The sequence below is a fragment of the Vibrio sp. 10N.261.52.C2 genome (assembly GCF_041471425.1).
GTDB classification, from domain to species: domain Bacteria; phylum Pseudomonadota; class Gammaproteobacteria; order Enterobacterales; family Vibrionaceae; genus Vibrio; species Vibrio crassostreae_C.
The window spans coordinates 1-12,228 of record NZ_JBFROH010000005.1; the positions used below are offsets into that span (position 1 = coordinate 1).

Annotated in this window: 12 protein-coding genes; 7 read left to right on the plus strand and 5 right to left on the minus strand. The window is 45.6% G+C overall.

Annotated features, from left to right (window positions below):
* Positions 1-126: 126 nt before the first annotated feature.
* Genes AB4307_RS00935 through hemC form a run of 4 tightly spaced genes read right to left on the minus strand, consistent with a single transcriptional unit; the run spans position 127 to position 4,223 of the window.
* Positions 127-1,308 carry a heme biosynthesis protein HemY gene (locus AB4307_RS00935; RefSeq protein WP_017061005.1) on the minus strand — a complete coding sequence of 394 codons (1,182 nt, stop codon included), beginning with the start codon at positions 1,306-1,308 and terminating at the stop codon, positions 127-129.
* Positions 1,308-2,534: a uroporphyrinogen-III C-methyltransferase gene (locus AB4307_RS00940; RefSeq protein WP_017061006.1), complete on the minus strand. Its 1,227-nt coding sequence runs from the start codon at positions 2,532-2,534 to the stop codon at positions 1,308-1,310. The genes AB4307_RS00935 and AB4307_RS00940 overlap by 1 nt, the downstream gene beginning before the upstream one ends.
* Positions 2,535-2,553: 19 nt before the next feature.
* Entirely contained in the window at positions 2,554-3,282 is a 729-nt protein-coding gene (locus AB4307_RS00945) for a uroporphyrinogen-III synthase (protein WP_136977265.1), read from the minus strand.
* Positions 3,283-3,284: 2 nt separating this feature from the next.
* The gene (hemC, locus tag AB4307_RS00950; protein WP_017061008.1) at positions 3,285-4,223 is read right to left on the minus strand and encodes a hydroxymethylbilane synthase; all 939 of its coding nucleotides are present in this window, start codon (positions 4,221-4,223) and stop codon (positions 3,285-3,287) included.
* 344 nt (positions 4,224-4,567) lie between these two features.
* On the opposite strand from hemC, the gene AB4307_RS00955 reads away from it, so the two are divergent.
* Positions 4,568-7,096 carry a class I adenylate cyclase gene (locus AB4307_RS00955; protein WP_136977261.1) on the plus strand — a complete coding sequence of 843 codons (2,529 nt, stop codon included), beginning with the start codon at positions 4,568-4,570 and terminating at the stop codon, positions 7,094-7,096.
* A 73-nt stretch (positions 7,097-7,169) separates the two neighbouring features.
* On the opposite strand, the gene cyaY is transcribed toward AB4307_RS00955, so the two are convergent.
* Positions 7,170-7,484, minus strand: a complete 315-nt coding sequence (cyaY, locus tag AB4307_RS00960) for an iron donor protein CyaY (RefSeq protein WP_017061010.1) — start codon at positions 7,482-7,484, stop codon at positions 7,170-7,172.
* Between the two features lie 75 nt (positions 7,485-7,559).
* Here cyaY and lptM point away from each other — a divergent pair, with 75 nt between their 5' ends.
* The 6 genes from lptM to yigB are packed head-to-tail and all read left to right on the plus strand — an operon-like array spanning position 7,560 to position 12,190.
* Positions 7,560-7,676, plus strand: a complete 117-nt coding sequence (lptM, locus tag AB4307_RS22020; protein WP_017063757.1) for an LPS translocon maturation chaperone LptM — start codon at positions 7,560-7,562, stop codon at positions 7,674-7,676.
* Between the two features lie 42 nt (positions 7,677-7,718).
* Positions 7,719-8,972 (plus strand): diaminopimelate decarboxylase, encoded by a 1,254-nt coding sequence (gene lysA, locus AB4307_RS00970; protein ID WP_017066756.1) that lies wholly within the window; start codon positions 7,719-7,721, stop codon positions 8,970-8,972.
* 11 nt (positions 8,973-8,983) lie between these two features.
* Positions 8,984-9,814: a diaminopimelate epimerase gene (dapF, locus tag AB4307_RS00975; RefSeq protein WP_017061013.1), complete on the plus strand. Its 831-nt coding sequence runs from the start codon at positions 8,984-8,986 to the stop codon at positions 9,812-9,814.
* A gap of 44 nt (positions 9,815-9,858) precedes the next feature.
* On the plus strand, positions 9,859-10,557 hold the full coding sequence (locus AB4307_RS00980) for a DUF484 family protein (protein WP_017061014.1): 699 nt from the start codon (positions 9,859-9,861) through the stop codon (positions 10,555-10,557).
* Positions 10,526-11,458: a tyrosine recombinase XerC gene (gene xerC, locus AB4307_RS00985; RefSeq protein ID WP_017061015.1), complete on the plus strand. Its 933-nt coding sequence runs from the start codon at positions 10,526-10,528 to the stop codon at positions 11,456-11,458. The genes AB4307_RS00980 and xerC overlap by 32 nt, the downstream gene beginning before the upstream one ends.
* 15 nt (positions 11,459-11,473) lie before the next feature.
* Positions 11,474-12,190: a 5-amino-6-(5-phospho-D-ribitylamino)uracil phosphatase YigB gene (yigB, locus tag AB4307_RS00990; protein ID WP_017068593.1), complete on the plus strand. Its 717-nt coding sequence runs from the start codon at positions 11,474-11,476 to the stop codon at positions 12,188-12,190.
* Positions 12,191-12,228: the final 38 nt, after the last annotated feature.

Consider the following 12,228-nt stretch of genomic DNA (forward strand, 5'->3'; position numbering starts at 1 on the left):
TTTACTTTAATTGGTATAAAGACTCGATAGATTATGGTTTATAAGTATCGTTGAAGTTATTTGGGGATAAACAACAGATATAAAAAAGCCGATGCTTGGCATCGGCTTAGTTTGAGTTGTTTTGACTTAAGCTGGCTGAACTAGAGCGAGCGCTTTACGAGAAACCTCATGAGCTGCTTTCGTCAAGTTTTGCTTCTCTAGTGCGTCGGATAGGTATCCGTAATCTGAAACATTTGAGCGAAGTGCTAGGGCTTTTTCGAAGTGGCTTTGTGCTTCCGCCCACTTCTGCTCTCTTAAGTAGAACTGAGCCAGCGCGCTGTGTGCTTCGGCATTACCACTGTCTTTACTAATTGCACGTTCTAGCATGACCACTACTGGGTGGTGATCGGATAAGTTCAGCTCTGGAAGCAACATGTAGAGTTCATTTGACCCACTCTTTGCAATGTTCTCTTTGATCACAGTGAAGGCTTCTGAGTCAGCTTTGCGAGCGATAAGTTGCTTCACAAAGCAGGATACAAGGTGCGAACTTTGTTTCTGTTTTCTTGAAAGCTTGTTCCAATGGCTGATTAAACCTTCGCTACCTTGCTGTTGTGCCACATCATGAAGTAGCCCACATTGTGCTTTCTGTTCTAATTCACGTTGCTCATCAGCTGTTAGAAGTTTGTTCTTAACTAATTTAGGAGTTAACTCTAGCAATGGCTGCCATAACTTCAGTTGCAAGTAAGTGGCTTTTAACAGGCCAAGTACAGCAGTGTTATTAGGGTATGTGCCTTTTAGGGTCGAAAGTGTATCGAATGCAGCTTCGTAGTTTGACTCGCTGATTTGCTGTTTAGCTTTAGTTAGCTCAACCGCTAGTAGAGAGTCGTCCTGTTGGCTAGCAAGCTCGATGTACTTATCTCGCTCACTTGTATTACCTTGTTCGTGTGCCGCTTGAGAAGCGACTAAATAACAAAGTAGAGGCATGTCGTGATGGTTAGCCCAACGTGTTACCTTCTTCTCAGCGCCTTTCCAGTCACCTTCAAGCAGCTTGATGATGCCTTCATTGGTATAACGACGAGAGCGTTTCAATTTACGAACACTGAACCAATTCCAAGTTGTCGAGCTCGCGTACATAAGCTTTTTAAATAGGTACTCTAAGCCGAATAGAGCCGCTAGAAGAGCGATGACGAAGATAACCAGTGTTGTCACGCTCATCTCAATGGTCTTATTCGCAATTGAGATCAGAACGTAGCCTTGTTGACCAGAGAACTGAGTACCAACAATTAACCCAGCACCTAGAACGAGAAAAAGAAAAATCCAACGAATCATTATTTTTCCTCCGTGGTCATAACGGTGACTTCACGACGTAGGCGCTCACGTATCACATCTGACAACTCATTTTGAGACTCAAGCTTTACAGGGTATTTCACAGAGATGTTCTGTTCACTTAGCTGTTTAATCGCTTTCTCAAATTCAATCACTGAGTTGTTATCTTGATTTAGATAAGCTTTCGACCACTCGCTAGCGGTATTAAGAGCTGCGCTATAGAGTTCACCTTGTTCTTTGTAGACGGCGCGAATCGCGGTTTCTAATTTACCTTTGATGTTTTCACGCAGGTAGAAGTGCTGTTCTGGTGATAGTAGAGGGATAACTTCGCCATCACGACTGCGGAATGTGATGAAGTTTTCTGAGAAGTCTTTCATCGACGTCATCAGGTTGTTCTGCCAATCATTAATATCTTGCGATACCGCTTTTTTCTCAACAACCGCAGCTTCCGGAAGAATCGCATTGGCAAGCGGCAGTGTATCGACTTGCTGTTGCAAGCTTGTGATACGCAGAACTAAGCCGTCACGGTCGATCAGAGGAATAGTGCGAAGCTTGGTAATGTCATTGGTCATTGATTGACGCAGTGACACTAAGCTCGGGTCATTCAGTGCTGCGATACGTTGATCGGCGCTTTCCATTAACTTGGTTGCGCTAACGGCATCATGCTCAAGGAACAGTTTACGTCCTGCTAGTTTCACAAGGTAATCGGCTTCGGCAAGTAACCAGTCATTCGGGCGGCGACCTTTCACGTCAGCCACTGCTAACTGCAGGCTTTGAATGCTCTTCTGCTGTTGAGATTGCACGACCTGAGTTTTCTCCACCGCGTGTGAGGCTTCTTGGATAGTCTCTTGCTTGATGGTTTGTAGGTCTTTATTTACCGCAGATTGGGTATTTTGAAGTTGTGCTTGAAGAGCGGCTATTTGAGCCGAGTATTCAGCGCTCTTTTGCTGCATTTGAAATGCGATACCGCCACTGAAGATAATTGAAATAGCGATCGCAATAGCGCCTAGTTTGACACCGCGCTTACCTTGCTTTTCTGCTTTCTCTATTTGCTCTTTATGCTCAGCTTGAGGCTGCTCATTTTTAGCGGTATTTGAAGCAGAGGCATCAAGCTTCTGTTCAGGTTGTTTTGTCTCTGTAGAGTCAGCTTTTTCGTTTTCAACAACTACTGGCTGAGTATCTTGTTTCTTTTCAGGTTCAATATGCTCATTATTTTTTTTGCTTGTCATGCTTATTTCCTGTTTCTAGCTAGGGCCGGAGAGCAGCCAGTAATATTTGGTTCGTAGCACTGTGAGTATTGGTCACATTCGAGAAGCCGAGTTGTTGTGCTCGTTCTACAATGCGCTGGCTTGGGACAAATAGATGTCTTGTTGAAAGCCAAGCCAAATACTCATCAGGGGTAATTGAGCAGAGATACTCCAATTGTTCCTGACTAGTGATGACAACTTTGGACGTTTTTTTGTTTATCCATGTTTGATAGGTATTGTGGTCGCTAATAGGAATATATTCTCTACGGTAGGTCTCACAATAAGAGACTTGTGCACCTCGATTGAGTAGAGAATCCCTAATGAGCTCACGCCCACCATTGCCACGTAGTATCAAAATGGACTTATTTTCTACGCCATTAAGTTCAGTAAGTTTAAGAAGATGTTCACTATCACTAACTTGAGGATAGTTTACTTTTTGTTTACAGACTTTGCTTAAAACGTGCGCAGTTTTTTGACCAACGCCAAGATAAAGCGGCGAAGTAGGCCAAATGGATGAGGTTTTTGAAAGGATGCTTTGGGCAGCCGACACGGCGTGGTGACTGACTGCAATAATGATATCGCTGTTATTAAGCTGGGTGCTTAAATCCGCAGAGTTGGGATTATCCACGATACGAATCAGCGGATGATGGATTGCTTGAACCCCTTCATCCGCTAGTTGTTGGCAAAGCGATTGTCCCTCTGAACCGGGACGAGTCACCAACACTGTCATGATTATTCTTGGTCAACGTAGAGCTTGGTTAAGATTTCTCTCGCGCCATCATCCAGCAATTGATTTGCCAGAGTCACGCCAAGTGCTTCTGCATCTTTGCGAGGGCCAGAGATCTCACCACGAACCATCTTAGAACCGTCCGGTTCACCAACTAATGCACGTAGCCAGATGTTTTCGCCATCTAATAATGAGTAGCTGCCGATAGGAACCTGACAGCCACCTTCTAGGGTAAGGTTCATTGCACGTTCGCACAGTACACGATCAGCCGTGTCTTTATGATTCAGTGGTTCAAGGAGTTTAATCAGACGCTCGTCATCAAGGCGACACTCAATACCAACAGCGCCTTGGCCAACAGCAGGGAGAGACTGCTCTGGTTCGATGAAGCTACGAATACGCTCTTCTAGCTCTAGACGTTTAAGACCTGCAGCAGCCAGTACGATCGCATCGTATTGACCATCATCGAGTTTACCTAGACGAGTACCAACGTTGCCGCGCAGCTCTTTGATGATCAGATCTGGGCGGTATTCTAACAGTTGGCATTGGCGACGCAGACTGCACGTACCCACGACAGCACCTTGTGGGAGTTCGTCGATGTTGTTGTAAGTGTTTGATACGAAAGCGTCACGCGGATCTTCTCGCTCACAAATTGTTACCAGACCTAGACCTTCAGGGAAGTCGACAGGTACATCTTTCATTGAGTGAACCGCTAGGTCAGCACGACCTTCTAGCATGGCTACTTCAAGTTCTTTAACGAACAGTCCTTTACCACCCACTTTAGCAAGCGGAGTGTCTAGGATGATGTCACCTTTGGTCACCATAGTTACTAGCTCAACCTCTAAACCAGGGTGAGCAGCTTGCAGTGCATCCCTTACAAAGTATGCCTGCCAAAGGGCAAGAGGGCTTTTTCTGGTCGCGATACGGATTGGTGCTGAATTTGTCATGGTGTTTCCGATATAGGTTCTGTAATAGCCTAATCCTACCATTATGAGGCGAGAATTCTTACTGTTTGATCATTCCATACTTTGATAGCTGAGAGATTTTCATGAGTTCACCAAAATAGTGTGATTAGTATCTCATTTGAAACATGGGCTATTATTAGAAATAGTCAATAAAGAGGACACTACGGCGCCGTGAGTTTAACTTTCTGTCATCAAGGAATTGACCAGTATGACGGGTTCCTTTGCTTTACCATTAAGGGTAAAAGTGTTAAATTGATCACGTTTTGTTGCTCCTTTCGTTCAGTAACTAAACAGAACTGCACTTAACCTCAAACCAAGGACTTACCTTGCAGGCTTACACTCAAACTTTGATTCAACGATTAGACAATCTAAATCAGCAGCGCATTGATCGTGCGTTGGCGTTGATGAATGTGCAAGGCCAGCGAGTATTCAACCTTATTCCCGCACTGCTTCACTTCAATCACCCGATGATGCCTGGTTATTATGACCAACAAGTTCCTTTTGGAATTCGTAGCTTCACGCTTAATGAATTCCAAAAGCAATTTGTCTCTGATACCGAATTAACGCTGGGTGGCAAACTCACCGAGACGGATGAACCAGCAATCCTTGGCTTGTACACCATGGGTAGTACTTCTTCTATTGGTCAAAGCACTTCAAGTGATCTTGATATCTGGGTGTGTGTTTCCCCGGATATGGATGGCGCCTCTCGCGATAGCCTAACCAACAAGTGTCTCTTGATTACCGATTGGGCTGAAACCTTGGGAGTAGAAGCGAACTTCTTCTTGATGGATGAACAGCGTTTCCGTTCGAACCATTCAGAAGAGATGACCGGCGATAACTGTGGTTCTTCACAGCACTTATTATTGCTTGATGAGTTTTATCGCTCTGCGGTTCGTTTGGCTGGTCAGCGTTTGTTGTGGCAAATCATTCCGCCAGAAATGGAAGAGTGTTACGACGAGTATGTTCAAGGTTTGTGTCAGGATGGCTATCTTGATTGCTCGCAGTGGATCGATTTCGGCAAGCTGAATCGCATTCCCGCTGAAGAGTACTTTGGTTCAAACCTGTGGCAGCTCTATAAGAGTATCGACTCACCGTATAAATCGGTTTTGAAGGCGATCCTGTTAGAAGCCTATTCATGGGAATACCCAAACACCCAACTGCTGAGTATTGATACCAAGCGTCGCTTCTTCGCGGATGAACCGGATCTGTATGGCATGGATAGTTACTATCTGATGCTTGAGAAGGTAACGCGCTACCTAGAGCGTATTAACGACCATACTCGATTGGACTTGGTGAGGCGCTGTTTTTATCTTAAGACCCACGAGAAGTTGTCACGAGATGCGGGCATTGGCTCCGTTGCGTGGCGTCGTGAAGCCTTAACCGAGATGACTAAATCTTGGAATTGGGGACATGAAACCATTGCTGAGCTCGATAACCGCCGTAACTGGAAGGTTGAGCAGGTTAAAGTAGTGCACCATGCACTGCTTGATGCCTTGATGCTGAGCTATCGTAATCTGATTCAATTTGCGCGTCGTAACGACATCACTTCGGCAATCAGTCCACAAGATATCAGCATCTTGGCACGTAAGCTTTACGCTGCGTTTGAGGTATTGCCAGGTAAAGTGACACTGCTGAACCCACAAATCTCTCCGGATCTGCATGAACCCGACTTGAGCTTCATCGAAGTTCGTCAGGGTCAGTCGAATAAAGCAGGTTGGTACTTGTATAAGCAGCCACTGGTTGCACACCGCATTCTTGGTCAGCCTTCTCTAGAGCACCATGAGTACTTGAGTAAGTTGGTAGCATGGTCGTTTTTTAATGGCTTGATTACCGAGTCGACACGTTTGCACTCTGTGGTACGTGACGCTCACATCGATATCGATAAGTTCTATCAAATGGTGAGCGACCTGCGTAATACGTTTTCTTTGCGTAAGCGTCGCCCAAGTATGCAAGCACTGGCGAGCCCGTGTGAGATAAGCCAGCTAGCGATGTTCATCAACTTTGAAAATGACCCGACGTCTGAATTAAGTGGTCGTGCATTAAAAGTGGACCTCAAGAACGCCGATATCTTCAGCTTTGGTGAGGAAGGTAAGAGCTTAGTCGGCAGTGTCGACTTAGTTTATCGTAACTCTTGGCATGAAGTACGTACGCTGCATTTCCAAGGTGATACGGCAATGCTGGATGCGCTGAAGACGGTGCTTGGCAAAATGCACCAAGATGCTTTACCGCCAGAATCGGTTGATGTGTTCTGTTACAGCAAAAACCTGCGTGGTGTGATGCGTAACATGGTGTATCAACTGCTTGCTGAGTGTATCGATTTACGATTGAAACCGATTGAACCCGAGAAGCGCCGCCGCTTTAAGGCTATTCGTTTAGCTAATAAGATGTTTGGTCTGTTCTTCGAACGTCGTGGTGTGTCGGTACAGATGTTGGAAAACTCGGTCGATTTCTACCGTAGCATCTCAACCAATAAGTTAAAGGGCTCACCTTTACTGATGCTCGATAAAGAGCAAGAGTATCAGCTACCAGAAGTGGTGGATGGTTTTGCGAGTGAGGGCTTGATTCAGTTCTTTTTCGAAGATACCGACAAAGGCTTCAATATTTATGTATTGGACGAGTCGAACCAAGTTGAGGTCTACCACCAGTACAGCGGTGAAAAAGATGAGATGATCGCGAGCGTGAATTCTTTCTACACATCGGTAAAAGATGAGTCGAAGATGTCGTCTAAGTTGATTAACTTTAACCTACCTCAGTACTACCAAATCGTTCATCCTGAAGAAGGCAATTCTTACGTTGTGCCTTATCGTAACGATGCAACTTTAGCTTCTCGGAGCTCAAAGATAGTTAACATCTAGTCTTACTAAGCCCGATTGATTTTAAAAAAAGGAGTGATTGATTCACTCCTTTTTAGTTTTTGCTTACAAATGATTAGACCCAATCGATCGCTTCACCTGCGTGCTTCACGCATTCTTCTTTAACCATCTCAAACAGCTCCATGCCCGTCTTTGAACATGTCCACTTGTCGTCAACTAGCTTGAAGTGAAAGCCACCAGATTTAGACGCTAACCAGATTTCTTTCATTGGTTCTTGGCGGTTAATGATGATTTGGCTGCGGTTCTCAAACTCCAGCGTCATCACGTTACCAGTCACTTCGTAATCAATATCTGCCTCTGATTCATCGATAGCTTCTTCGATGTTTTGCATCTGTATATCGACCAGCTGATGAAATTCAGTCTCGTTCATCCTTTCTATCCTATTGCTTTTCCTGAGTGTGGTGCGATTATAGGGGGCATTGAGTTAATAATCACGATATGCAAAATGAAAAAATTAATTGCTGCTCTATTTATGATGTCCGTTATTGGACTTTCTGGTTGTGGTCAAACGGGTCCTTTGTACGATCCTGATGAAGTTCAGCAAACCGAACAATCACAATAAGTGAAAACACGCAGAAATCGTTATTTATAAGGGATAAGAACTTTGGATTACTTCAACTATCAGGAAGATGGCCAGCTTTGGGCTGAGGACGTCGCACTTTCACAACTAGCAGAGCAATATGGTACACCGCTGTATGTATATTCTCGTGCAACATTAGAACGCCACTGGAATGCGTTTGATTCATCGGTTGGTGAGCATCCGCACTTGGTGTGTTATGCCGTTAAAGCTAACTCAAACCTTGGCGTGTTGAATACTTTGGCTCGTTTGGGCTCTGGCTTCGATATCGTTTCTGGCGGTGAGCTAGAGCGTGTGGTTGCTGCCGGTGGCGATCCAGCAAAAGTTGTATTCTCTGGTGTCGGTAAAACAGCCGCTGAAATGAAGCGTGCGCTTGAGTTGAACATTAAGTGTTTCAACGTAGAGTCTGAACCAGAACTAGAGCGACTGAATAAAGTAGCTGGTGAGCTTGGTGTTAAAGCGCCGATTTCACTGCGTATCAACCCAGACGTTGATGCGAACACTCACCCTTATATCTCTACTGGTCTGCGTGATAACAAGTTTGGTATCGCTTTCGACCGTGCTCCTGCTGTCTATGAGTTTGCAAAAACACTCGATAACTTGTCTATCCATGGTATTGATTGCCACATTGGTTCTCAGTTAACAGATATCGAACCTTTCATCGATGCAACCGATCGCCTGCTTGCGCTGATCGACCAGCTACGTGCTAACGGTATCAACATCAAACACCTTGATGTCGGTGGCGGTTTGGGTGTGGTTTATCGTGATGAATTACCACCACAGCCTTCTGACTACGCGAAAGCCTTATTGGCTCGCCTAGACAATCATTCTGATCTAGAGCTGATTTTCGAGCCTGGAAGAGCGATTGCTGCTAACGCTGGTGTATTATTAACGAAAGTCGAGTTCCTCAAGCCAACAGAGCACAAGAACTTTGCCATCATCGATGCAGCAATGAACGATCTAATGCGCCCAGCACTTTACCAAGCTTGGCAGGATATTGTTCCTGTGAGCCCTCGTCAGGGTGAAACTGTGACTTACGATTTGGTTGGCCCAATCTGTGAGACAGGCGATTTCCTAGGAAAAGATCGTGACCTTGTTCTTGAAGAAGGTGATCTGCTAGCGGTTCGTTCAGCGGGTGCTTATGGCTTCGCGATGTCATCTAACTACAACACTCGTTCGCGTGCGGCTGAAGTGATGGTGGATGGCGATAAAACTCACTTGGTTCGTCAGCGTGAAGAGCTTACGAGTCTGTGGGAACTTGAAAACATTCTTCCGGAGTAATTTTAAGCGTTATGCACTTCCACTTTTCTAAAATGCATGGTTTGGGCAATGATTTCATGGTCGTGGACTGCATTACTCAAAATATTTTCTTTTCTCCAGATTTGATCCGTCGCTTGGCGGATCGTCACACTGGCGTGGGCTTTGATCAGCTACTTGTGGTTGAGGCTCCCTATGATCCAGAAACTGATTTCCATTACCGCATATTCAATGCGGATGGCAGTGAAGTGGAGCAGTGTGGCAATGGTGCACGTTGTTTTGCACGATTCGTTCGCATGAAAGGCTTAACGAATAAGTACAGCATCAACGTGAGTACCAAGAAAGGTAAAATGGTTCTCAAGATTGAAGAGAATGACCTGATCACGGTGAACATGGGCATTCCTGAGTTCGAACCCGGCAAGATTCCATTCAAGGCCAAGCAGCCAGAGAAGACGTATATCCTAAGAACGGATGTACACACCTTATTCTGTGGTGCGGTAAGCATGGGTAACCCACATGTGGTTACCGTGGTTGATGACGTCGACACGGCTGATGTGGACACCTTAGGCCCACTACTTGAATCACATGAACGTTTCCCTGAGCGTGTTAATGCTGGCTTTATGCAGGTCGTTAACCGTGAAGAAGTTCGTCTACGTGTTTACGAACGCGGCGCGGGTGAAACTCAGGCATGTGGTAGCGGAGCGTGTGGCGCAGTTGCAGTGGGTATCACTCAAGGCTTACTGGCTGAGAATGTGAAGGTTCGTCTACCAGGCGGTGACTTACACATTAGCTGGCAAGGCCCGGGTAAACCTCTGTTTATGACCGGCCCTGCAACGCATGTGTTTGATGGTCAACTTTCTTGCTAATAACGACCCAAAACAAATATATTCATAAAAATAAAGGATAGGTTTTGTCTTACGTTGAAGCCGACGCACTCACCGCAGAAGTGGTCGCGGAATATTTACGTGATAACCCAGATTTTTTCCAAGACCGAAAAGATTTGGTTGATCGCCTTGCTATCAATAACGTTGAGCAGGGCGCTGTTTCTCTGGTTGAGGTTCAGCTTAAACGCCAACGTCATCGAATCGAAGAGCTTGAAGAAGAGATCACTGGCTTGATGTCGTTGGCAGCAAATAACGATAAAACCTTCTATGAGTTTATGGATCTGCAAGCGCAAGTGCTGAAATGCAGTGACTTCATGCAGGTGATAAAAGCCGTTGAACAAAAAGCGTTAGATCTTGGGCTTAAGGCTCATGTTCGTATTCTTTCGCAATCTGGCTTTTATCAGTTGAGTGCTGAGGGTTACTCTAAGTTTTCGCTTAACCATTTCAATGGCAAAGATGCTTATCTTGGACGCTTGAGAAAAGCCGACAGACACGATTTGTTTGGTGATTATCCAGTTCCAGAGCTAGGCTCTTATGTAGTACTACCGCTTGCTAAGCAGTCTCCATTGGGTTTGCTCGCCTTTTCTAGTGAAGATGGCGGACATTTCCAACCCCATATGGATACGCTCTTTTTACGCCATTTAGCACTTGTTGTCGCTCATTTGGCGGACACCTTACCTTGGCAGATAAATAATGAGCCTAGAGCCCAAAATACCTCTTCCTAACAGCCTTCAAAAGCCACTTTCTCGCTTCTATGAATATCTCCGAAGCGAGAAGGGACTCAGCCTACACACCCAACGTAATTACAAACAACAACTTGAAACCATGGCCGGTCATTTAGTCACTCTAGGGCTAAAGGATTGGGGTCAAGTCGATGCGGCGTGGGTCAGACAACTGGCCAGTAAAGGCATGCGTGAGGGAATGAAAGCGAGCAGCATTGCAACGCGCTTATCGTCACTGCGCAGCTTCTTTGATTTCCTTGTGTTGCGTGGCGAAATGACCGCCAATCCAGCCAAAGGTGTCTCTGCACCTCGCAAACAACGCCCTTTGCCTAAAAACCTCGATGTTGATGAAGTGGGTCAACTGCTTGATGTGAATGAGGACGATCCATTGTCGATTCGTGATCGAGCGATGATGGAGGTGATGTATGGTGCTGGATTACGACTGGCAGAACTGGTCGGCATCAATCTGAAAGATGTGTTGGGTCGACAAGGCGAAATCCGAGTGATTGGTAAAGGCGACAAAGAACGTAAAGCGCCTTTTTCTGGTTTAGCTAAAGAGTGGGTCGATAAATGGCTCAAAGTTCGTGGTGAATTGGCTTCACCGGGTGAAACCGCGCTGTTTGTCTCTAAGCTCGGGACTCGTATCTCTCACCGCAGCGTGCAAAAGCGCATGGAAGAGTGGGGCAAGAAGCAATCTGTCGCGAGCCACATCAGCCCGCATAAACTGCGTCACTCCTTTGCAACGCATGTGCTGGAATCGAGCCAAAATCTTCGTGCTGTGCAAGAGTTGCTTGGCCATGAAAACATCTCGACGACCCAAGTGTATACCCACTTAGATTTCCAACACTTAGCACAAGCTTATGATCAGGCTCACCCGAGAGCTCGTAAGAAGAATAAAGATTAGATTAAAGGGTTTACTATGCGAATTTATCGAGGGTTAAAGCCCATCAAAGCCATGACCTTTGACTTGGATGACACCCTGTATGACAACTGGCCTGTGATCATGAAGGTTGAGAAAGAGATGGCACAGTGGCTTTATCAAAAGCACCCAGTGTCGGCTTCTTTATCGCTTGAAGAGTGGCAGGGCATTAAGCAGCAAGTCGCATCTGAAAACCCAGCTTTGAAACATGATGTCACCGTGTGGCGTGAAACTCAGATTAAGAGTGGTTTGCTGCAATTGGGTTACTCTCTGCAGCAAGCAGAGCAAGCGGCTCGAGAGGGCATTGAGCATGCCTTGTGGTTGCGTAATCAAGTCGATGTCCCTCAAGAAACGCATCGAGTGATGACTGAACTTAGCCAACGTATTCCTCTGGTTGCGATTACCAATGGCAATGTCGATCCACACAAAATTGGCTTAGGGCTGTACTTTCAATTAATCCTTAAAGCCGGCCCTGATGGCAGAGCAAAACCCTATCCAGATATGTTTGAAAAAGCTCAGCAACACCTAGGTTGTGACGCTGAGAATATTCTTCATGTTGGCGATCACCTCAAAACGGATGTCTATGGAGCCAAGCAAAATGGCTTCCAAGCGTGCTGGTTTAATGACACTGGTTCCAATTTATACCGCTCCCCGAAGGCGAGTGTGCTCCCTGATGTTGAAATAGACCAACTTAGCGATCTTATGCGACTAATTTAATGGCTCGGTAAGCTTATTGTGTCGCATTTATGCTATTG